Source organism: Variovorax glacialis (genome assembly GCF_051216375.1).
In the GTDB taxonomy this organism is placed as follows: Bacteria; Pseudomonadota; Gammaproteobacteria; order Burkholderiales; family Burkholderiaceae_C; genus Variovorax.
On record NZ_JBPJZT010000006.1, the window covers coordinates 294,461 to 315,739 of the forward strand.

Genomic DNA, 21,279 nt, shown 5'->3' on the forward strand with positions numbered 1-21,279 from the left:
CGCGTTGGCCACCGACTCTCCTCAGCAGCGCTACTACCGGGCGCCCTGCCCCGGCTGTGGCGCGCCGGTCGAATTCCGCTCGGCGCAATCGACGCATGCCGTCTGCCCCTATTGCCAGAGCACCGTGGTGCGGCAGGGCGAGACGCTCGCTCGCACCGGCAAGATGGCGGAGCTGTTCGACGACTTCAGTCCGCTGCAGCTGTTCGCCGCGGGGCGCATCGAGAACAAGCCCTTCACGCTGATCGGGCGGCTGCAGTACAGCTACGACGGCGGTCGCTGGACCGAATGGATCGCCGCACTCGACGGTGACCGCACCGGCATCCTGAGCGAAGACAACGGCGCCTTCGTGTTCGCGCTGCCGTTCCAGCTACAGCGCGCGGCACCGCCGGCCGCCGAACTGCGCGTCGGCGCGACGACGGCTTTCAACGGCCAGAACTTCACGGTCGCCTCGAACGAGCAGGTCGCGCTGGTGTCCGCCCAGGGCGAGCTTCCCCGTCTGCCCGAACTCGGGCACCGGTTTCCGGTGGTCGAGTTGCGCAGCGACAGGGGCGAGGTGCTCAGCCTCGACTACGACACCGACCCGCCGGGCGCGTACCTGGGCCGCGCGGTGCGTCTCGAAGACCTGCAGCTCACCGGTCTGCGCGACGAATCGGCCAAGGAAGAAAAGGGCCGCAGCTTCAACTGCCCGAACTGCGGCTCGCCGGTCACCGTCAACCTGGTCGACAGCAAGAGCGTCACCTGCCCTGCGTGCAACAGCATCATCGATCTCTCGCAGGGCATCGGCGGCGAACTGCGGCATGCCATTCAGGACGAACCGGTCCAGCCGTTGATTGCCGTCGGCACCGTCGGCCAGCTGCAGGGCGTGGACTGGCAGGTGGTCGGTTTCCAGCATCGCATGGGCGTGGCGCCCGGCGAAGACGAGCATTTCGGCTGGAGCGAATACCTGCTCTACAACAAGAAGCGCGGCTTCAGCTTCCTGGTCGACGCCGAAGACGGCTGGAGCGTCGTGAAGCCCACGACCGGCGCGCCGACGATGGCCGAGAGCGGCGCCAGGGCGACCTATCTCGGTAAGGTCTACCAGCAGCAATACGCCTACAACGCCGAGACGACCTACGTCGCGGGCGAGTTCTACTGGCAGGTGCAGCGAGGCCAGAAGACCTTCAACCGCGACTTTGCCAACGGCGCCGCGCTCCTGTCGATGGAGCGTTCGGCCAACGAGCTGACCTGGTCGTCCGGTAGCAGGATCGACAGCGCCGCGGTGGCGGCGGCTTTCAAGCTCGGCGGCAACAAGGACATGTTCAAGCGCAACGATGCGCTGCCGGTGAGCGCCGCATCGAGTCTGGGCTGCGGCACCATCATCCTGATCGTCGTGATCATCATCATCCTGCTGATCATCCTCAGCACCTGCAGCAGCGGTTCGGGCGGCTCGCGCAGCTCGGGCGGGTCGTATGGTGGCTATTCCAGTGGCGGTGGCCACAAGTAATGTTTTTTTCCGGAGGTCCTCATCATGGGCATTGAATGGTTGAAGCCGGCTGTCATCCTCGGGTCGATCGTCTACGCGCTGATCGGGGTGGTGGTGTTCTGGCTGTGCTTCCTCATCATCGACAAGGTCACGCCCTATGACCTGTGGCAGGAGATCGTCGAGAAGCAGAACGTGGCGCTCGGCGTGGTGGTTGCAGCGATGAGCCTGGGCATCTGCATCATCGTCGCTGCCGCGATTCATTGAGGGAGGCGGCCTTGTCCGCGATTCCGGCCGCACGCAGCGGCCCGCAGCCGGTCGAGATCGCGCTGCTCGCGAGTGTGTTCGTGGTCGCGGCCTGCGGGCTGGTCTACGAACTGAGTGCGGCCGCGCTCAGCTCCTACCTGCTCGGCGATTCGGTGCTGCAGTTCAGCACCATCATCGGCACCTACCTCTTCGCGATGGGCGTGGGATCCTGGCTCTCGCGCTATTTCGAGCGACAGTTGCCCGCGCACTTCCTGCGCATCGAACTGATGGTGGCGTTGATCGGCGGCATGCTGCCCGCGGCCCTCTTCATCGCCAACGCCTACGTGCCGGGGGCCTTCCGGCTGCTGCTGTACGGAATGGTGCTGGTCGTGGGCACGCTGGTGGGCCTCGAGATCCCGCTCGTCATGCGCATCCTCCGGCGCAACATCGTGCTGAAGGATCTGGTTTCGCAGGTGCTGACCTTCGACTACCTCGGCGCGCTGGCGGTGTCGATCGCGTTCCCGCTGCTGCTCGTGCCGCAACTCGGAATGATCCGCACCGGGCTCCTCTTCGGTCTCATGAACGCGGCGGTCGCGGTCTGGGCGCTCTGGCTGTTTCGACACGAACTGCGTCGTGCCGGCGCGCACGCGCTTGCCTGTGCGCTGGCACTTCTCGCGTTGATCGGTGCCTTCGTCTTCGCGGAGCACATCACGACGCTGGCGGAGGACAAGTTCTACCAGGACCGCATCGTCTTCAGCGAGACCTCGCCCTACCAGCGGATCGTGGTCACGCGCGGCAACGCGGGGCACCGGCTGTTCCTCAACGGCAACCTGCAATTCGCCGAGCGCGACGAATACCGCTACCACGAAGCATTGGTCCACCCGGTGATGGCCGCGCATGGTTCGCCGAAGAAAGTGGCCGTGCTCGGTGGCGGCGACGGCATGGCGGTGCGCGAGATCCTCAAGTACCCCTCGGTCGAGCGCATCACGCTGGTCGAACTCGACCCGAACATGACGCGCCTGTTCACCGAGCACGAGACCCTGGCGGCGCTCAACGGTGGATCGCTGAAATCCCCCAAGGTGCGAATCGTCAACACCGATGCGTTCCAGTGGCTCCAGCAGCCCGGCGACATGTTCGACGTGATCGTGGTCGACTTTCCCGACCCGACCAACTTCGCGATCGGCAAGCTCTACACGAACTCCTTCTACGCGCTGCTCGACAAGCGCCTTTCGGCAAGCGGCTATGCGGTGATCCAGACCACGTCGCCGCTGGTGGCACGCCAGAGTTTCTGGACCGTCGCGGCGACCATCGAATCGGTCGGGCTGCTGGCGACGCCGTACCACGCGCATGTACCGAGCTTCGGCGAGTGGGGCTACATCATCGCAAGCCGTCGACCCTACCGGCAGCCAACCGCGCTGCCTGAAGGGCTGCGCTTCCTCTCTGCGGAAAGCCTGCCCTTGCTGTTCGACTTTCCGCGCGACATGGCCCGCGTGCCGGCCGAAGTGAACCGGCTGTCGAACCAGGTACTCGTCACGACCTACGAGCAGGAATGGGGCAAGGTCGTCGGCCACTAGGATGAAGCGTCGCGAATTTCTGGGTGCCGCACTGGCAGGGACCGCCGCCGTGGCGGGTTGCGAGGCCCGACACGACATCGAGGGCGGGTTCACGGGCATCGACGTGACGCGTGGCCATGCAATGCGGGACGACACGCTGCGCGCCGGCGCCGCGCCGGAGGTCACGCGACGCACGCGCATCGTCATCGCCGGCGGCGGCGTTGCAGGGCTTGCGGCTGCGCGTGCATTGCGCCTCGCGGGCATCGACGACTTCGTGCTGATCGAACTGGAAGACGTCGCGGGCGGGAACAGCCGCGGCGGCATGGTCGGCGGCATCCCCTGCCCGCTCGGTGCCCACTACCTGCCCGTGCCGGGCGACGATGCGCACGAAGTCCAGGACCTGCTCGAGGAACTGGGGCTCAGGCAGCGCGTGGCAGGCCGCTGGGCGTACGACGAACGCTACCTTTGCCACAGTCCGCAGGAGCGGCTCTTCTTTCGTGGTGCATGGCAGGATGGCCTGCTACCGGTGCAGGGCGTGGAGGAAGCGACCCTCGCGCAATACCGCCAGTTCTCGCAGCGCGTCGAAGCATTGCGGCGCGAGGCGCGCTTTTGCATCCCCGCGTTCCGGGCGGAGCCCGCGCCTCTCTGGATGGCGTTGGATGCCTTGTCATTCCATGGTTGGCTCGAGCGGGAAGGCTTTACCGATCCGCACCTGCGCTGGTATCTCGACTACTGTTGCCGCGACGACTATGGTGCCGGTCTGGCGTACGTGTCGGCATGGGCCGGCATTCACTACTTCGCCAGCCGCCACGGCTTCCACGCGCCGGGTGACGACAACGCGGAACGCGACGCCGTGCTCACCTGGCCCGAAGGCAACGGTTGGCTGACTCGCCGACTGGCCGATCCGCTGGGCGATCGTTTGAAGTCGGGCCACGCGGTGACGCGCATCGCCGAAACGCGCGGCGGCGTGGAGGTCGATGCCTTCGACTTCGTGAGCCGATCGCGCGTTCGCTGGGAGGCCCGGCATTGCATCGTCGCGCTGCCGGTTTTCATTGCCGCGCGCGTTGTCGAAAACCCGCCCGAGTCGTTGCGCCAGGCCGCATTGCACCTGCGCCAAGCGCCCTGGCTCGTCGCCAACGTGCACGTGCGTTCGCCGCTGGTCGATCGGTCCGGCGCTGCGCCCAGCTGGGACAATGTGCTCTACGGTACGCGCGGCCTCGGCTATGTCGATGCCCGCCACCAGACGCTCGACCCGACGCCTCGTGCCACGGTGCTGACGTGGTATCGGCCCCTCGGGCCGAGCGCGTTCGACGAAGCGGATGGTCGGCGACGCTTGCTCGACCGCCCATGGAGTGCCTGGCGAGATGACCTGCTGACGGAGCTCTCGGTGCCGCATCCGGATCTCCCGGCCACCGCGACCCGCATCGACATCACCCGCTATGGCCATGCGATGGCGATTCCCGCACCCGGCTTGCGGCGCGTGCTCGGCCCGCTATCGCCAGGCGGTCGCGTGGGTACGGCGCGCCTGGCCTTCGCGCACAGCGATTGGTCCGGCTACTCGATCTTCGAGGAAGCCTTCACGCGCGGCCATCTGGCCGCGTCCGCGGTGCGCTGAGGCCGGCGCGCCGACCAGCGAGCTCAGTTGCGCATCAGCGCTTCGATCTCGTCCCCGTGCACGGGCACGCCACGGGAGATGAGTTCGCAGCCGTCCTCGGTGACGATGGCGTCGTCCTCGATGCGGATGCCGATGTTGTGGAACTGTTCCGGCACGCCCTCGCCCGGCCGCACGTAGATGCCCGGCTCGATCGTCAGCACCATGCCCGGATGCAGGATGCGGCTCGGCCTGTTCTTGATGAGCTCGTTGGAGAGCGGGTCCCGGCGCTCGCTCACCTCGCCCACTTGCGTGGGCTCGACATAGCTGCCGCAGTCGTGCACGTCCATGCCGAGCCAGTGGCCGGTGCGGTGCATGTAGAACGGGAAGTACGCGCGCTTCTCGATGACGTCTTCCACGCTGCCCACCTTGTTGGCGTCGAGCAGTCCCAGGTCCAGCATGCCCTGCGACAGGACCTTGACCGTTGCTTCGTGCGGATCGTTGAAGCGCTGCCCCGCGCGCGTGGCTGCGACCGCCGCTTCCTGGCTGGCCAGGACCAGGTCGTACAACGCCCGCTGCGGCCCGCTGAACTTGCCGTTGGCGGGAAAGGTTCGCGTGATGTCGCTCGCATAGCCGTCGAGTTCGCAGCCCGCGTCGATCAGGACCAGCTCGCCGTCGCGCACCGGCGCCGTGTCGGCACGGTAGTGCAGCACGCAGGCGTTGGCGCCCGCAGCCACGATCGAGCCGTAGGCTGGATATTGCGAGCCACCAAGGCGGAATTCGTGCAGAAGCTCGGCGTCGAGGTGGTACTCGCGCACGTCCTTGCCCTCACGCAGCATGCGTGCCGACAACTGCATCGCGCGGACGTGGGCCCTGGCGCTGATCTGGGCGGCGCGGCGCATCACATCCTGCTCGTAGGCATCCTTGACGAGCCGCATCTCGTCGAGCGGACCGCAGAGGTCGCGCTGTTCCTCGGGACACAGGGCGCCGTAGCGCACCCGCGCACGCACGGCGGAAAGCCAACCGTCCACCCGCGTTTCCAGTCCCTTGTGCGTCGCGAACGGGTACCAGACGACGGACTTGTTTTCGAGCAGGCGCGGCAGGCGCGTGTCGAGTTCGTCGATCGAATAGGCCTCGTCGACGCCCAGGGCGGCCGGCGCCGCCTCGGGACCGAGCCGGTAGCCGTCCCAGATTTCCCGCTCCAGATCCTTCGGTGCACAGAACAGGGTCGACCGGCCATCCCCTGACAACACCAGCCACGCATTCGGCTCCGCAAAGCCGGTCAGGTAATAGAAGTAGCTGTCGTGGCGGTAGAGGAAGTCGCTGTCCCGGTTGCGCTGGCGCTCCGGAGCGGTCGGAATGATGGCAATGCCGTCGTTGCCTAAATAAGTAGAAAGATGTAATCGACGGGGGGCTTGATGATTTGCGGTCATAACGTCACTATTCGATACCTTTGTAAGCAGCTCCTAAGGGCCACGAAAAACACAAGGAAAAGATTTGCAAGAAGGTTTGCCGCGTAGGACCTATCCCACGTACAAAGCGACAACTTGTTATTTTGGAGGTGTTTTTTGTTGAAAGTTCTTCATAAGAGCGCGATTCTGCTCGGAGTCGGGGCCGCTGTCCTTGCGGGTTGTGGCGGCGGTGGCGGCGGCGGCGGAGGCTTTGGTGCCGCCGCGAGCGCAGACCCGGCAACGGCGCTGGCCGCGGCGACTGCGGCCGCTGTTGCCTCCAATGGATCGTCAACAGGCAACGGCAGTACCGCGTCGTCAGGCAGCGGTTCTGCAGCCCCGAGCACCGGGACGACCCCCACACAGCAGCCGGACATCGTCGATGGCTCGCTCACCGTCCTCCCGGGCGCCGCGACGAACATGGCGACCCAGTTGAGCAAGGATGCCGGCATCGACTATCGCTTCGGCCCGAGCGCCGCGGCGTACGGCGTCGCCGACGCCGTGTTGCCGCTGCTGTACAAGCGCGCCGACTCGAGACTGACATCGCCCGACTACCAGTTCTTCTGGCAAGTGGGTGGCCCGCCTTCCGGCAATGCCGGCGCCTATTCGACCAACCAGGCCAATGCGCTGTTCGTGCCGGACAACACCGCCGCGGCGGCCGGCAAGGGCGGCATCGGCGTCACCGATTTCCAGGTCACCGGCTACATGTACAACGTCTTTGCGCAATCGCCCCAGCTGAGCTGGACGGTGACGGCCGCGAACGGCGGCGGCCTCGACAGCCTCAACGCCATGGCCTACAAGGCTGCTGGCACGATCAGCAGCGATCCGGTCGCAATGGCGCGCTGCGCCGGCCGTCCGGGCTTCTGTGCGCAGGCGCTGGTCGCGTTCCAGAACGGCGTGATCGGCACCGTCGGCAGCAACACGGCGAGCAACGACACGACCGTCAAGCTGCCCGCCAACAAGGTGCCGACCGGCATCGCGATGACCAACGATAGCGAGTTCGCCCTGGTCACCGTGTGGGACACCGCCGCGTCGAAGGGCCAGGTCGCTGTGATCGCGCTGGCCGGCCTGTGCGATGGCTGTGATCCATACAGCAACGGCACCAACGGCAAGCGCGCGTACTACGACTGGTGGCACGAATGGATGGGCACCTACCCGGGCCTGCCCAACATGGGCAACATCGCCTTCATGAAGATCCTCGGCTATGTCGACCTGCCCGGCATCACGGCGCCGACCGATATCGCCGTCACGACGGGCATGGACCAGTTCGGGACCGTCCTGGTCGGCGGCAACTTCATGGGCCTGGACAACAGCCCGCTTTCCAGCAATTGGCAGAAGTTCGCCAGCGGTGGTGAAAACTACGGCCGCTACGCCAAGGGTGGCGTCGCCGTGGTGACCTCCAAGTCGGAACAGAAGGCCGCCTTCATCGACCTGAAGCCGCTGTTCAGCTACTTCAACGGCACGTACTTCAGCTCGAGCGTGAGCAGCACTGGCAACCTGGGCCAGGCAGACGGCCAATGGCCGTACACCTTCACGCAGCAGCCTTCGCAGGCGCCGACGGTCATCAAGACCGTTGCGCTCCCGGCGAAGCCGACGGCGGTCAAGACCACGGTGTCGGGCAACACCCAGCGCGCATGGATCGCGACACAGGACGGCACGCTGCGCATCTACAGCCTCGGCGGGTACGCGCCGGGCGGCGCGGTCGCTTCGCCGGCTGCCAGCGCCATTGCGGAAGTCGGCACCGTGGGCGGCATCGGTCGCAACCCGACCTCGCTCGCGACCTCCAAGGGCGAGCCGGGTGCCAGCATCGAGTCCATCAACCAGCAAGTGATCGTGGCGTCGCGCGGCGACCGGAAGATCTCCTGGGTTCGCTTCGCTGGGGACGGCAACAGCGGCAGCATCGTCCGGACCTTGCAGGACCAGCGCCTGAAAGACCCGGTCGCGGTCGAGGATTCCGACAACTTCGCCAACGCAGGCTACGTGCTGAGCGTGGCGGACTATGCGGACAAGTCGATCAAGAACTTCCGCTACGGGCCGGTGACCTTCTCCGAAGGCGGCGCCTGCCCGAAGCCGAACGGTTGCCCGGTGACGCCGACCGGCGGCGTCCAGATCGAATACGGTGGCAGCCTGGCATTGCCCGGCAAGCCGTTCCAGATCACGACCGCCAACGTGCCCTGATCGCGCGCGGGATCGAGACCACGCAGACGGCCCGCTTCACGCGGGCCGTTTTTTTTCGTTCAGCTCACGCAGGCGCTCGGGCGTCCCGACATCGGCCCACCGGCCCATGTACATCTCGGCGCTGACGCATCCCGCAGCCATGGCGGTTCGCAGAAGTGGCGCCAGTGCCGCCTTGATGCCCTCGGCGTTGCCCGGCGGAATCGTGCAATACGGGGCGGCAAACAGCTCGGCGCGGTATAGCGCGATGGTCGAAAAGGTGTACTTCTGCGGCGCATCGTTCATTGCCGAGCCATTGCCATCGATGCCGAAGTCACCTTTCAGGTTGTGCGCGGGATTGGGGACCAGCCAGAGATGGGCCAGGCGTCCACTCTCCGCGAAGCGGTCGACCGCCGCCTGCGCGAAAGCGAAGTCCGGCGCGAACACATCGCCCGCCACAACCCAGAACATCTCGCCCAGCAGGGGCAGCGCCCGCACGATGCCGCCGGCCGTCTCGAGCGCACCGCCGAAATCGCGCCCTTCGTGCGAATAGGAGAGGGTCGAAACCTCGAACCGGTCGCCGAAACGCGCGGGGATTTGCTCGCCCAGCCACGCGGTGTTGACCACGAGTTCGGTGAAGCCGCCCGAAGCCAGCGCTTCCATCGGCCACTGCATCAGCGGCTTGCCCTGCACCTCGAGCAGGGGCTTGGGGGTCGCATCCGTCAACGGACGCATGCGTTCGCCGCGTCCCGCGGCCAGGATCATCGCCTTGATGCTCACGCTGCCTCGGCCCTTGTCGTTCCGCGCTGCAGCGCATGCCGCTCCACGTCGCCGGGCAGGAAGAGCGCCTGCAGCGCATCCATCACCGCCCTGGCCTTCGCCGAATGGTCGCCGCCGAAATTGCAGACGTAGACGTCGAGCGTCACGCCGGCCTGCTCGGGCCAGGTGTGGACGCACAGATGCGATTCCGCAAGCAGGACCGTGGCCGTCACGCCGCCGGGTCCGCGCGAGGTCGCAGGGAACGCATGAACGAGCTTGCCCACGACCTGCAGGCCTGCCCCTTCCGCCACGCTCACGCAGGCGGCGCCCAGGGCTTGCGCGTCCACCAGCCAATGCGTCGCGCAGCGGCAATCGTGAAGATCGGCGGTGAGGTGAAGGCCATGCATGGGCGGCACTCTAGCAGCCCCTTCGGCCCTCGTTCGCGAGACCTCGCGACACGGCCGCTAAAATGCCCGGTTCCCCCTAACTTGCTCCCAGGAAGCCACAGATGGCCAACCAAGCCTTGATGGCCAACGCGATTCGCGCGCTGGCAATGGATGCCGTTCAACTCGCAAACTCAGGGCATCCTGGCGCACCGATGGGCATGGCCGACATGGCTGTCGCGCTGTGGGGCGACCATCTGAAGCACAACCCCGTCAATCCGCACTGGTTCGATCGGGACCGCTTCGTGCTGTCGAACGGCCATGCGTCGATGCTCATCTACTCGGTGCTGCATCTCACCGCCTACGCGCTGCCCATCGAGGAACTCAAGCACTTCCGCCAGTTGCACAGCAAGACGGCGGGCCATCCCGAAACGGGCGTCACGCCCGGCGTCGAAACCACCACCGGTCCGCTCGGCCAGGGCATCACCAACGCCGTCGGCTTCGCGCTCGCCGAAAAGCTGCTGGCGTCCGAATTCAATCGCAAGGGTCACGACATCGTCGACCATCACACCTACGCCTTCCTCGGCGACGGTTGCCTGATGGAAGGCATCAGCCACGAAGCGGCGGCGCTCGCAGGTGCCTGGAAGCTCGGCAAGCTGATCGCGCTCTACGACGACAACGGCATTTCGATCGACGGCCCGGTCAAGCCCTGGTTCGTCGACAACACCGAGGAACGCTTCAAGGCCTACGGCTGGCACGTGATCGGCCCGATCGACGGCCATGACGTGAAAGACGTGTCCAAGGCCATCGAAAAGGCGAAGAACCATCGCGACAAGCCCACGCTCATCATCTGCAAGACGCAGATCGGCAAGGGCAGCCCGAACCGCGCCAACACCGCCAAGGCCCATGGCGAGCCCCTGGGCGCCGACGAGATCGGCCTCACGCGCAGCGCATTGCAATGGACCCACCCGCCCTTCGAACTGCCGGCCGCGGTGTACGAGGAATGGGATGCCAAGGCCGCCGGCGCCAAGGCCGAAGCCGCCTGGAACGACAAGTTCGCGGCGTATGCGCAAGCCTTCCCTGACTTGGCCAACGAGTTCACGCGCCGCATGAAGGGCGAGCTGCCGAAGAACTTCCACCAGACCGCGTTCGATACCGTCGTCGCCGCGCACACCAAGGGCGAGACCGTGGCCTCGCGCAAGGCCTCGCAGCTTGCGCTCGAAGCCTTCACCTCTGCATTGCCCGAGCTGCTTGGCGGAAGCGCCGACCTGACCGGCTCCAACCTCACCAACACCAAGAGCACGCCCAGCCTGCGCTTCGACAGCCATGGCAACGTGGTCCGCAGCGAAGGCAACGAGCAGTTCCCAGACGGGCTGCCGGGCCGGCACATCAACTACGGCGTGCGTGAATTCGGCATGGCCGCCATCATGAACGGCGTCGCGCTGCATGGTGGCTACATCCCCTACGGCGGCACCTTCCTGACGTTCAGCGACTACAGCCGCAATGCCATCCGCATGGCGGCGCTGATGAAGCAGCGCGTGATCCACGTCTTCACGCACGACTCCATCGGCCTGGGCGAAGACGGCCCGACGCACCAGTCGATCGAGCATGCCGCGTCGCTGCGCCTGATTCCCAACCTCGATGTCTGGCGTCCGGGTGACACCGCGGAAACGGCCGTGGCCTGGGCTGTCGCGCTGCGGAACGCCAGCCGTCCGACCGCGCTGCTGCTGTCGCGCCAGAACCTGCCCTATTCGCCGAAGAAGGACCTGAGCGACATCAGCAAGGGCGCCTATGTGCTGTCCGAACCCGAAGCGGTCGGCCTGAAGAACAAGAACGTCAAGGCGGTCATCATCGCGACCGGTTCCGAAGTGCAGTTGGCGCTCAAGGCGCAGGAGCTGCTGGCAGCGAAGAAGATCGCGGTGCGCGTCGTCTCGATGCCTTCCACCACCACCTTCGACCGCCAGGACGTGGCCTACAAGAAGAGCGTGCTGCCCAAGGGAACACCGCGCATCGCGGTCGAGATGGGCGCCACCGACGGCTGGTGGAAGTACGGCGTCGCGGCTGTCGTCGGCATCGACACCTACGGCGAATCGGCGCCCGCAGGCGTGCTGTTCAAGCATTTCGGATTCACGGCAGAGAACGTCGCTGCCACGGTCGAAGCGGCGCTTAAGCGCTGAAGTCGATCGCCCCCAGTTTTCAACCATCCAGGAGCAAAAGACATGGCTATCAAACTCGGCATCAACGGCTTCGGTCGCATCGGTCGCAACGTGCTTCGCGCGGCGGTGCAGAACTTCAAGAACGACATCGAGATCGTCGCGATCAACGACCTGCTCGAGCCTGAATACCTGGCGTACATGCTGCAGTACGACTCGGTGCACGGCCGCTTCCAGGGCGAGGTCAACGTCGAGGGCAACACCCTCATCGTCAACGGCAAGAAGATCCGCCTCACGCAGGAGCGCGACCCCGCGCAACTGAAGTGGAGCGACGTCGGCGCCGACATCGTGCTCGAATCCACCGGCCTCTTCCTGACGAAGGAAACGGCGCAGAAGCACATCGACGCCGGCGCGAAGAAGGTCATCCTGTCCGCGCCCAGCAAGGACGACACCCCCATGTTCGTCTACGGCGTGAACGACAAGAAGTACGCCGGCGAAGCCATCATCAGCAACGCCAGCTGCACGACCAACTGCCTGGCGCCGCTGGCCAAGGTGCTGAACGACAAGTGGGGCATCAAGCGAGGCCTGATGACCACCGTGCACGCGGCCACCGCCACGCAGAAGACCGTCGACGGCCCGAGCAACAAGGACTGGCGCGGCGGCCGCGGCATCCTCGAGAACATCATCCCGTCCAGCACCGGCGCAGCCAAGGCCGTGGGCGTGGTCATTCCCGAGCTCAACAAGAAGCTGACGGGCATGAGCTTCCGCGTGCCGACCTCCGACGTGTCGGTCGTCGACCTCACGGTCGAACTGGTCAAGGAAGCCACCTACGCCGAGATCTGCGCCGAGATGAAGGCACAGAGCGAAGGCGCGCTCAAGGGCGTGCTCGGCTACACGGAAGACAAGGTCGTCGCCACCGACTTCCGCGGCGACCCGCGCACCTCGATCTTCGACGCCGAGGCGGGCATCGCCCTGGACGGCACGTTCATCAAGCTCGTGAGCTGGTACGACAACGAGTGGGGCTACTCGAACAAGTGCCTGGAGATGGTTCGCGTGATTGCGAAGTAAGCAGCTTCGCTACAGCGGAAAAAGAGACGCGCCTTCGGGCGCGTTTTTTCATGGCGCGGCATGGAGCCGCTTCGATGCCTGTCGGGTGGTGGTCACCACGAACTGTTGCAGCCGCTCGGCGAGTGTCCGGGCGCTTGCCGGGAAGTCGGGCGACAGGGATGTGATCGCACGGCCAAGCGCGTCCGGCAGCTTGCCGGCGAGCTCTTGGGCGATGCCCAGTACGAAGGCAGGGCGCATTCCGAGTGATTCCGCCAGCGCTGTCGCATGCACTCGCGCTATTGCTCCGGGCATCGTTTCGCCGCCAATGGAGAAGGCGAAGTGTGGCGACAGGGCCGGATAGATCCGCGTGCACATCAGGTCGTAGAAGGGCGTCAGCCTCATCCCCTCGCCCGGAACGCGGTACAGCGACAGATTCTTGGCGTGGCTGTCGTTGTTGCCTGTGTAGAGATTGAAGAAGAGCCATGCGACGAAATTCTTCAAGTCCACGGCCGGCTGGGCGCTGTACTGGCGGATCAATTCCGCGCAGCGTGCGGCGCCCGGGCCTCCCTCGACCTCGTATTTCTTCTCGGAGACCGTGCCGGCCAGTTGGCACAAGTCGTATTGCAGCAGCCGACCCAGCGTGCCGTCGGCCCTTTGGATGCGATCGAAGCGCCTGACGATGCAGGCCTTCGTGTTCGGCTCGTAGAACACTTCCGCCGTCGGCAGTCCGCACAACGAGGCGGTGCGCATCACCACCGCTTCGTTCGTCGCGGAGTGCCACACCTTCGCCAGACGACGGATGTCCGGCTTGAGAATGTGCGTCGATGGCGATGTGCCCAGAGGAAGTCGCGGAATGCCATCCTCGAACAACGCGATGGATGTCTTGTCCTGGGCTCCCGCGAGAGAAATACGGGCGTGATCCCCCTTGATGTCCATGGCCGAAGCCGACTTGCCTGTGAGCGCTCGGGCCAGCGCTTGCCAGGTGGTGGCCTCGTAGGACGGTGGCTCCGGATGCTCCCCAGCCGGCAACATCACAAATGCGCCGGCCGTGTCGCCGGCCACTTCGTAGAGCAGCGAGAAGAGTGTCGAAGCCTTTCGCTGTTGCGCGAGATAGTCGCGCAACTCGCCTTCCGGCAGCAGGTTCTCCAGGAAGGCCTGGACGGCAGCCGATGACTGGCGCCCGGGCGCCAGAGGAATGGCCGCCACAGGCAGAGGCTCGGGTCCTGCGAGCCATTCCGCCGCGTACTCGAACTCGAGGGGCGAGCTGTCATGGACAGCGGCCACCCGGTCCTCGCCGTAGTAGAGGTCCAGGCGATCGGGCCTCGCCATCACGCCGCTCCGGTGTCACGAGGCCGCACCACGACCTCCAGGCCCAGCAGGCTCAAGACGTCCAGCGCCTTCTGAAGCTGAACCGTCGGCTTTCCACCCTCTAAATCGACGACGAAACGGTTGCCGGTGTTGCCCAGTCCTGCAATGTCGAGTTGCTTGAGGTGGAGCGAGCGTCGCCGCTGGCGGATCAATTCGCCCAACTCCGCTGTGGAGTGGACGACCGAACCGGTTTTGGGTAAATTACCGAGCGGTAATTGGGAGTTAGGATCAGCCATACAAGCGTCGTCAAGTTACCTTTCGGTAATATTGAGCTCGGACGCCTGGTCTGTCAACGAAAATTTACCGTTCGGTAACCGACACCCCTCACACCGGCTCCAGCACATGGATCACCCGGTTCTCCGTCCAATCCTTGACCTTCGCGCCATAGGCCGCCATGTGCGGCGCGGCGGCATGCGCTTGCAGCGCAGCCAGTGTTGCCCACTTCTCGACCACCACGAAGGTGTCCGGCCCGAAGGTGCCCCGCGAGGCCGGCATGCCGGCGGCGTCGATGGTGGCGATGTATTCGATGCAGCCTTCCTCGGCGAGCACGGCCGGGCGATTGGCGCGGTAGGCCTCGAGGATGAGGTCGCGTTGACCCGGCTTGGCGGTGATGACGGCGACGACGTGAATCATGTGCGGATGCTCCTGTGGATGGAGCGTCGAATTTACGTGGAACGGGGCGTCATGCGCTGTCGCCTTGGAGGCCGAAGCCGCAAGTCAGGCCTCCATGGAGGCGGGCCGGGCCCGGTACCACCCCCGGTCCGGCATCCGGTGCCAATGGTGGAGGCTCATGCCCTGCGTCACGAAGCTGAGGACGCCGCGCTGGTCGAGTGCCCGGGTCACGGCGCGGCTCGCGCGCTGCCGGGCTTCGAGGCTGACCGAAATGAACGCCGACTTCGTGTGGTGCTCGCCCTCTCGCGGCTTGCAGGGGCCGACGATGCGATTCAGGACCGTCGGCGACAGATGGTCAGGGCTGCCCCCGTTGGGTGCCTGCAGCAGCCGGAGCCGGGCCGGCAGGTCGATGCCCAGTTGCTCCGCGAAAGTCGCCGCCGCGTCGAGCGTGCGCACGCCGGCCCGCCCGGTCAGCAGCACGCCGCGGCCGTCGAATTCGGCATAGAGCACGGCGCTCGATTCGTTCTCGGGCGTGGTGTTGGCCCGGTCCGACAGGCGCGGCCGGGTCCAGTGGCGAAGGAAGGCCGCAAGCCCATGCTCCGCCCGTGAGGCCGAACGGCCGAACTGCGGGAGCAAGTCATTCAGGTACCAGTCGCGCTCGGGGGACAACACCGTGAATGGCCCGATTTCCGCACCTGCGAAGGGTTCGCGTACCGGGATGCGCCTGGCGTCGGCAAGCTGCTTCAAGGCGCGTGCCGAAGGCAACTCCTTGCGCAGCCCGACCGAATAGGCCCACGGCCGCTGCATCCAGAGTTCGCCGACCTGCAGCTTCTGCAGGACCACTGCCAGGCCGGCCGCGTGATCGCAGGCAGGGTGCGAGCTCACCACGTAGTCGACGCGCGAGGTCATGTACAGATGCTCGACATGGGCCACCACGCGTTCGCCTGAAACCGCGGTCCCGCCGTCGTAGACGAGCACCTTGTAGTAACCCGGCGTGCCCCATCGAACGCAGATGGCTGCGCCGCCCGCCTTGACCGGCAGGAAATCGACTTCGTATCCCATGCTGAACTCCCTGATCGTCAATTTGCATCACTTGCCTTGATGCATTGACTTGTGGGACAAGAAGTTAATCAAGTCACTCTCAAGCCGCAAGCAAATATTTGCATCATGTCAATTCATGCAATTCGAGTTGCACTGTCGAAAGTCGTCGGCGTCAGGGCCGGCTACCCCTTTCGCGGCTCGATCGGCGAGGTGCCGGACGGGTCCGCGCGCGCGGTCCAGATGAAAGACATGGACCCGGTCGAAGGCATTCGCTGGCAGTCGGTCGTTCGCACCGAACTCGCCGGGCGCCGCCGGGCCGACTGGCTCCTGCCCGACGACGTGCTGTTCGTCACGCGCGGGTCGAGGTTCTACGCGGCGGGTGTCGGTGCCACGCCCGGACCTGCCGTCGGCGGCCCGCATCTCTTCCGCCTGCGCATCAAGCCGGGCAGCGATCTGATCCCGGCCTTCCTGGTCTGGCAGATCAACCAGCCGCCCTTCCAGCGCGCCTTGCGACGCGCGGCCGAAGGCTCCAGCCAATTGAGCGTGCGGCGACCGGTGCTGGAGGCCTTGCCGATCGCCATCCCGCCGCCGGCCGACCAGCGTCGCATCGTCGAACTGGCCCGGCTCGCGCGGCGCGAGCGACAGTTGCACGAGCGGCTCATCCGCAACCGCGAGCGGCTCTTCGAATCCATCGCCGAATCAGTGGCCGCTGCGGGCGGCGACAACTAAGAAAAACAGCAGGGAGAAAACAATGATCCAGGCCACGATCAGCCAGGACAGCATCAACGCTGCCGTCTGGAGCGCGTGCGAGACTTTTCGCGGCATCGTCGACCCGGGCATCTACAAGGACTACGTCCTCACGATGCTCTTCCTCAAGTACGTCTCCGACGTGTGGGAGGACCAGTGCGCTCGCTACAGGAAGGAATACGCCGACGCCGAACCCCGCCTCATCGAGGAGTTGCTGAAGACCGAGCGCTTCGTGCTTCCGCCGGGCACCGGCTTCCGCGCGCTGCATGCGGCGCGCTTCGAGCCCGGCAATGGCGAGCGCATCGACAGGGCCTTGAACGCCATCGAGGGCGCCAACATGGCGAAGCTGCGCGACGTCTTCCAGGACATCAACTTCAATGCCGTCAAGCTCGGCCACGAGCAACAGAAGAACGAGCTCCTGCGGCAGCTGCTCGAAGTTTTCGCCAGGCCCGAACTCGACCTGCGCCCGAGCCGCGTCGACTCGATCGACGTCATCGGCAATGCCTACGAATACCTCATCAAGAGCTTCGCCTCGACCAGCGGAAAGAAGGCCGCCGAGTTCTACACGCCGCCCGAGGTTTCGGCATTGATGGCCCGCCTGATGGACCCGCGCGAAGGCGAGGAGATCTGCGACCCGGCCTGCGGCTCCGGCTCGCTGCTCCTGCAGTGCGGGCGCCTGATCCGCGCCCGCACGGGATCGCGCCGCTACGCGCTCTACGCGCAGGAGGCCATCGGCAGCACCTGGGCGCTGGCCAAGATGAACATGTTCCTCCACGGCGAGGACAACCACCGCATCGAATGGGGCGACACCCTTCGCAATCCGAAGCTGCTGGCGAGCGACACCCGCCTGCGGCGCTTCGATGTGGTGGTCGCGAATCCGCCCTTCAGCCTGGAGAACTGGGGCCACGAGAGCGCGGAGGGCGACAGGTTCGATCGCTTCCGCCGCGGCGTGCCGCCGCGCACCAAGGCCGACTTCGCCTTCATCCTGCACATGGTCGAAACGATGAAGCCCGGCACCGGCCGCATGGCGGTCGTCGTGCCGCACGGCATCCTGTTCCGTGGGGGCGCTGAGGGGCGGATTCGGCGGAAGCTCGTCGACGACAACATGCTCGACGCGGTGATCGGCCTCCCCGAGAAGCTCTTCTACGGCACGGGCATTCCGGCGGCGGTCCTGGTCTTTCGCGTGCACAAGGCGGACGACACGGTGCTCTTCATCGACGGCAGCCGCGACTTCCAGCCCGGCCGCAACCAGAACACGCTGCACCAGGCCGTCGTGGACCGGATGCTGTCGGCCTGTGCAGCGCGGGTTTCCATCGACAGGTACGCGAGGCTCGTGTCACTCGAGGACATCGCGGCGCACGACCACAACCTCAACATCGCCCGCTATGTCGACACCACCCGCAGCGCGCAGGGCATCGACATCGCCGAGCTGCGGAGTGAACGCCAGGAGATCAGGAACGAATGCGCCGGGATCGAGGAGGAGATGGCGGGCTACCTGAAAGAGCTGGGCTATGAGTGACGCTGCGGCATCGCCCGCGCTGGAAGCCGTCTTCCGCGTGCTCCGCAAGCTCGGCTGGCACGCGCTTAGCAAGTCCGACTGCCTTGGACTTCGAGGCGGGACCCGTGAGGTCATCCTCAGGCCACGCCTCGTTGAGTACCTGCGAACGCGCCGGTTCGACTACAAGGGCACGCCGTGCGCGCTGTCTTCGAATGCGATCGAGCAGATCCTGCGCGAACTCACCACCCTCGGACTAAGCGACGGCCTGCTCGCCGCCAACGAACGCCTCTACGCCAGGCTGACCTACGGCATCACCGTTACCGAGTTCATGGCCGACGGCAAGAAGCATCAGCCGACGATCGCCCTCATCGACTGGAGCGATCCCACCGCGAATCGCTTCGAAGTGACCGAGGAACCGCGCGTGCTCTCCAGCCATGGAACGCACGAGCGCGCGCCGGACATCGTGGGCTATGTCAACGGCCTGCCGCTTGTCGTCATCGAGGCGATCTCGCAAGAGGCACCGGGAAGACGCCGTGGCGAAGCCCTGGTGCACGAAGGCATCGCCCGCCACCTGCGCAACCAGCGCGACGACGAGGTTCCGTTGCTCTACGCGTATGCGCAGCTGCTGCTTTCGCTCGGTGAGACCGATGCGCGCTACGGCACCACGCGCACGCCGGCCGGCTTCTGGGCGCAGTGGAACCGGGAAGAAGAACTGGCCTTGGGCGCGAAGTCGTCACCGTCCAACGCGCAGGACCGTCTTCTGATGAGCCTGCTGACGCCATCCAGGCTGCTCGAATTGATCCGCAGCTTCATCCTCTTCGACCGCAGGGCCGGCAAGATCATTGCGCGGCACCAGCAGTTCTTCGGCGTACGCGCATTGCTCAGGCGCCTCGTTCCGCTGCGGCCCGATGGTTCGCGCGAAGGTGGCGTGGTCTGGCACACCACCGGCTCGGGCAAGAGCTTCACGATGGTGTTCCTCACCAGGGCCTTGTTGCTGTGCGCTGCGCTGAAGGAATGCCGCGTGGTCGTGGTCACCGACCGGGTGGATCTGGAACGCCAGCTGGCACGCAACTTCGCGACGGGCGGCGCCTTCGGCGCTTCAGTCGCCACGCAGAAGGAAGGCGAGCGCAGCAGGGCCATGACGGGGCGGGACCTGGCAAGGCGCATCGGCGTGGGCACGGAGCGGATCACCTTCGCGCTGGTGCAGAAGTTCAACACTGCTTCGCGACTGCCGGAATGCCGCAACGAATCGCCCAACATCATCGTGCTGGTCGACGAAGCGCATCGAAGCCATGGCGGCGAGATGCACCAGCGAATGAAGAAGGCGCTGCCGCGTGCGGCCCGCGTTGCCTTTACCGGAACGCCGCTGTTGAAGCACGAGAAGACGACGAACAAGTTCGGCCCTGTCGTCCACGCCTACACGATGCAGGACGCAGTGCAGGATCGCGCCGTGGCACCGCTGCTCTATGAGGAGCGCGTGCCCGGCCTGACGATCGACGCACAGGCAGTGGACCGCTGGTTCGACCGGATCGCCGCAGGCCTCGGCGACGCGCAGCGTGCCGGCCTCAAGAAAAAGTTTGCCCGTCGTGGCACCGTCTACAGCGCGCTCCAGCGCTACGAGCTGGTTGCGTGGGACATCGCGACTCACTTCAGCGAGAACATCGGGAAGGTCGCGCCGGGGCTGAAGGGCCAGCTCGCGACCGCGAGCAAGCGCGACGCGATTCGCTACAAGAAAGCGCTCGACGATACGGGGCTGGTCACGAGCGTGGTCGTCATCTCGCCACCCGACGTGCGCGAAGGGGACGACAACGAAGACGAAGCGGCCCCGGATGAAGTCCGAAGCTGGTGGCGCCAGAACGTGCTGGCCAGCGGAAGCGACGCACTGCAGTACGAACGACAAGCGTTGCGCACCTTCGCCACGGACGACGGCCCCGACCTGCTCATCGTGGTCGATCGCCTGCTCACCGGCTTCGACGAACCGCGCAATGCCGTGCTCTACATCGACAAGCCGCTCCAGGGCCACAACCTGATCCAGGCCGTGGCCCGCGTCAACCGCCTGCATGCCGCCAAGCGCCATGGCCTGCTGGTTGACTACCGCGGCGTCCTTGCGCATCTCGACACGGCGATGCGCGCCTACCAGGACCTCCAGACGCGCACGCAGGGCGGCTTCGATGCGGTTGACCTCGCGGGCCTCTACGCGCAGATCGATACCGAGTACGAGCGGCTCCCCTCGCTGCATCGAGCGATGTGGACATTCTTCGAGGACGTGGCGGATCGCGACGATCCCGGACAGCTTCGCCAAGCCTTGAGCCCGCGCCTCGTCCCCGCTGGTCGCGGCATCGAATACGACGAGCGGCAGCAACTGCGCGACGACTTCTCCGTGGCGCTCACTGCCTTCGGCCTGTGCCTGCGGACCGCGTTGTCATCGCGGAGCTTTTTCGAGGATCCGGGCTTCTCCGAAGCCCTGTTGGAGCGCTACAAGCAGGACCTTCGACTTCTCGGCGAGGTGCGACGGACGGCGCGCAGCGACGCCATGGAAGCAGTGGACTTCAGCGCGCATGAGGAGCAGCTTTGGACGCTCGTCGATCAGCATGTGACGGGTATGGAAGTGCGCGAGGCCGGCGGCAGCTATGTCGTGCACCCACTGGCCCATGCCGGAACGGACGATGCCTGGACGGACGATGCCTGGACGGACGACAAGGCACGCAACGAGGCGGCCCTCATGACGACGCGCCTTCGCAGGACCATCGCGCTGGACCTGGCCGACGATCCCTACGCGCAGAAGGTCTTCTCCGGACAGTTGAAGAGCGCCATCGCGGCGGCAGAAGCCATGTTCGAACATCCCCGCAAGCAGTACGCCCTGCTGCGCGAATTCGAGCGGCGCGTGGATGCGCGCGAGACCCCGGGCATGCCGGACGTCCTGGCGAACAACCCGCAAGCCAGGGCGTACTTCGGCGCGATCCTGATGGCGTTGGGGGACGAAGCCGTCGCGGCCCTCGACGCCGCGCAGCGCAGCAGCTTCGTCGATCACGCCCTGGTCATCAGCCAGGTTGTCCAGCGCGCGATGGCCGAGCACTCGCTGAATCCGCAAGGCCTCGAATCGGCCATTCGCAAGGGCCTGCTGACCCGCCTCTACGCTCCGCTGGGCCTGGACAAGGCCAGCGAGGTGATCGGGCACGTGCTCCGGATCACGCGCGTCGGGCCCAGCCGCCGGCCGTGA

General features: G+C 65.8%; 17 protein-coding genes. 10 read left to right on the forward strand and 7 right to left on the reverse strand.

What is annotated here, in order from left to right; genetic code table 11:
- Window positions 1-4: 4 nt before the first annotated feature.
- Genes ACSFBL_RS18310 through ACSFBL_RS18325 form a run of 4 tightly spaced genes read left to right on the forward strand, consistent with a single transcriptional unit; the run spans window position 5 to window position 4,873 of the window.
- A complete protein-coding gene (locus tag ACSFBL_RS18310; RefSeq protein WP_435517218.1) occupies window positions 5-1,483 on the forward strand; it encodes a DUF4178 domain-containing protein in 1,479 nt (492 codons plus the stop codon).
- Window positions 1,484-1,507: 24 nt separating this feature from the next.
- Window positions 1,508-1,726 (forward strand): DUF350 domain-containing protein, encoded by a 219-nt coding sequence (locus ACSFBL_RS18315; protein WP_435517219.1) that lies wholly within the window; start codon window positions 1,508-1,510, stop codon window positions 1,724-1,726.
- Window positions 1,727-1,737: 11 nt separating this feature from the next.
- Window positions 1,738-3,279, forward strand: a complete 1,542-nt coding sequence (locus ACSFBL_RS18320) for a polyamine aminopropyltransferase (protein ID WP_435517220.1) — start codon at window positions 1,738-1,740, stop codon at window positions 3,277-3,279.
- Window position 3,280: 1 nt separating this feature from the next.
- Complete coding sequence (locus ACSFBL_RS18325) at window positions 3,281-4,873, forward strand: FAD-dependent oxidoreductase (RefSeq protein WP_435517221.1); 1,593 nt, start codon at window positions 3,281-3,283, stop codon at window positions 4,871-4,873.
- 23 nt (window positions 4,874-4,896) lie between these two features.
- On the opposite strand, the gene ACSFBL_RS18330 is transcribed toward ACSFBL_RS18325, so the two are convergent.
- On the reverse strand, window positions 4,897-6,282 hold the full coding sequence (locus tag ACSFBL_RS18330; protein ID WP_435517222.1) for an aminopeptidase P N-terminal domain-containing protein: 1,386 nt from the start codon (window positions 6,280-6,282) through the stop codon (window positions 4,897-4,899).
- A gap of 138 nt (window positions 6,283-6,420) precedes the next feature.
- On the opposite strand from ACSFBL_RS18330, the gene ACSFBL_RS18335 reads away from it, so the two are divergent.
- Window positions 6,421-8,475: a hypothetical protein gene (locus ACSFBL_RS18335; RefSeq protein WP_435517223.1), complete on the forward strand. Its 2,055-nt coding sequence runs from the start codon at window positions 6,421-6,423 to the stop codon at window positions 8,473-8,475.
- Window positions 8,476-8,511: 36 nt separating this feature from the next.
- On the opposite strand, the gene ACSFBL_RS18340 is transcribed toward ACSFBL_RS18335, so the two are convergent.
- On the reverse strand, window positions 8,512-9,216 hold the full coding sequence (locus ACSFBL_RS18340) for a nucleotidyltransferase family protein (protein ID WP_435517380.1): 705 nt from the start codon (window positions 9,214-9,216) through the stop codon (window positions 8,512-8,514).
- A gap of 11 nt (window positions 9,217-9,227) precedes the next feature.
- Window positions 9,228-9,617 (reverse strand): S-adenosylmethionine decarboxylase family protein, encoded by a 390-nt coding sequence (locus ACSFBL_RS18345; protein ID WP_435517224.1) that lies wholly within the window; start codon window positions 9,615-9,617, stop codon window positions 9,228-9,230.
- A gap of 101 nt (window positions 9,618-9,718) precedes the next feature.
- On the opposite strand from ACSFBL_RS18345, the gene tkt reads away from it, so the two are divergent.
- A complete protein-coding gene (gene tkt / locus ACSFBL_RS18350; protein ID WP_435517225.1) occupies window positions 9,719-11,770 on the forward strand; it encodes a transketolase in 2,052 nt (683 codons plus the stop codon).
- A 42-nt stretch (window positions 11,771-11,812) separates the two neighbouring features.
- Complete coding sequence (gene gap / locus ACSFBL_RS18355; protein ID WP_028249889.1) at window positions 11,813-12,814, forward strand: type I glyceraldehyde-3-phosphate dehydrogenase; 1,002 nt, start codon at window positions 11,813-11,815, stop codon at window positions 12,812-12,814.
- Between the two features lie 48 nt (window positions 12,815-12,862).
- On the opposite strand, the gene ACSFBL_RS18360 is transcribed toward gap, so the two are convergent.
- The 4 genes from ACSFBL_RS18360 to ACSFBL_RS18375 form a co-directional block, all read right to left on the reverse strand.
- Window positions 12,863-14,122, reverse strand: a complete 1,260-nt coding sequence (locus ACSFBL_RS18360; protein WP_435517226.1) for a type II toxin-antitoxin system HipA family toxin — start codon at window positions 14,120-14,122, stop codon at window positions 12,863-12,865.
- Window positions 14,122-14,397, reverse strand: coding sequence for a helix-turn-helix domain-containing protein (locus tag ACSFBL_RS18365; protein WP_435517227.1), 276 nt, complete (start codon window positions 14,395-14,397; stop codon window positions 14,122-14,124). Before ACSFBL_RS18365 ends, ACSFBL_RS18360 begins: the two co-directional genes overlap by 1 nt.
- A gap of 88 nt (window positions 14,398-14,485) precedes the next feature.
- On the reverse strand, window positions 14,486-14,794 hold the full coding sequence (locus tag ACSFBL_RS18370; protein ID WP_435517228.1) for a putative quinol monooxygenase: 309 nt from the start codon (window positions 14,792-14,794) through the stop codon (window positions 14,486-14,488).
- Between the two features lie 84 nt (window positions 14,795-14,878).
- Window positions 14,879-15,835 (reverse strand): ComEC/Rec2 family competence protein, encoded by a 957-nt coding sequence (locus ACSFBL_RS18375; protein ID WP_435517229.1) that lies wholly within the window; start codon window positions 15,833-15,835, stop codon window positions 14,879-14,881.
- Window positions 15,836-15,940: 105 nt separating this feature from the next.
- Here ACSFBL_RS18375 and ACSFBL_RS18380 point away from each other — a divergent pair, with 105 nt between their 5' ends.
- Genes ACSFBL_RS18380 through ACSFBL_RS18390 form a run of 3 tightly spaced genes read left to right on the forward strand, consistent with a single transcriptional unit; the run spans window position 15,941 to window position 21,279 of the window.
- Window positions 15,941-16,543, forward strand: coding sequence for a restriction endonuclease subunit S domain-containing protein (locus ACSFBL_RS18380; protein WP_435517230.1), 603 nt, complete (start codon window positions 15,941-15,943; stop codon window positions 16,541-16,543).
- 22 nt (window positions 16,544-16,565) lie between these two features.
- On the forward strand, window positions 16,566-18,080 hold the full coding sequence (locus tag ACSFBL_RS18385) for a type I restriction-modification system subunit M (RefSeq protein ID WP_435517231.1): 1,515 nt from the start codon (window positions 16,566-16,568) through the stop codon (window positions 18,078-18,080).
- Window positions 18,073-21,279: a type I restriction endonuclease subunit R gene (locus ACSFBL_RS18390; RefSeq protein ID WP_435517232.1), complete on the forward strand. Its 3,207-nt coding sequence runs from the start codon at window positions 18,073-18,075 to the stop codon at window positions 21,277-21,279. Before ACSFBL_RS18385 ends, ACSFBL_RS18390 begins: the two co-directional genes overlap by 8 nt.

What these genes read in the sequence shown, in the direction of transcription:
- ACSFBL_RS18340 (WP_435517380.1), bottom strand. Translation starts at nt 9,216, where the DNA reads ATGATCCTGGCCGCGGGACGCGGCGAACGCATGCGTCCGTTGACGGAT.
- tkt (WP_435517225.1), top strand. Translation starts at nt 9,719, where the DNA reads ATGGCCAACCAAGCCTTGATGGCCAACGCGATTCGCGCGCTGGCAATG.
- ACSFBL_RS18345 (WP_435517224.1), bottom strand. Translation starts at nt 9,617, where the DNA reads ATGCATGGCCTTCACCTCACCGCCGATCTTCACGATTGCCGCTGCGCG.
- ACSFBL_RS18315 (WP_435517219.1), top strand. Translation starts at nt 1,508, where the DNA reads ATGGGCATTGAATGGTTGAAGCCGGCTGTCATCCTCGGGTCGATCGTC.
- ACSFBL_RS18360 (WP_435517226.1), bottom strand. Translation starts at nt 14,122, where the DNA reads ATGGCGAGGCCCGATCGCCTGGACCTCTACTACGGCGAGGACCGGGTG.
- ACSFBL_RS18370 (WP_435517228.1), bottom strand. Translation starts at nt 14,794, where the DNA reads ATGATTCACGTCGTCGCCGTCATCACCGCCAAGCCGGGTCAACGCGAC.
- ACSFBL_RS18365 (WP_435517227.1), bottom strand. Translation starts at nt 14,397, where the DNA reads ATGGCTGATCCTAACTCCCAATTACCGCTCGGTAATTTACCCAAAACC.
- gap (WP_028249889.1), top strand. Translation starts at nt 11,813, where the DNA reads ATGGCTATCAAACTCGGCATCAACGGCTTCGGTCGCATCGGTCGCAAC.
- ACSFBL_RS18385 (WP_435517231.1), top strand. Translation starts at nt 16,566, where the DNA reads ATGATCCAGGCCACGATCAGCCAGGACAGCATCAACGCTGCCGTCTGG.
- ACSFBL_RS18325 (WP_435517221.1), top strand. Translation starts at nt 3,281, where the DNA reads ATGAAGCGTCGCGAATTTCTGGGTGCCGCACTGGCAGGGACCGCCGCC.
- ACSFBL_RS18380 (WP_435517230.1), top strand. Translation starts at nt 15,941, where the DNA reads ATGTCAATTCATGCAATTCGAGTTGCACTGTCGAAAGTCGTCGGCGTC.
- ACSFBL_RS18330 (WP_435517222.1), bottom strand. Translation starts at nt 6,282, where the DNA reads ATGACCGCAAATCATCAAGCCCCCCGTCGATTACATCTTTCTACTTAT.
- ACSFBL_RS18390 (WP_435517232.1), top strand. Translation starts at nt 18,073, where the DNA reads ATGAGTGACGCTGCGGCATCGCCCGCGCTGGAAGCCGTCTTCCGCGTG.
- ACSFBL_RS18375 (WP_435517229.1), bottom strand. Translation starts at nt 15,835, where the DNA reads ATGGGATACGAAGTCGATTTCCTGCCGGTCAAGGCGGGCGGCGCAGCC.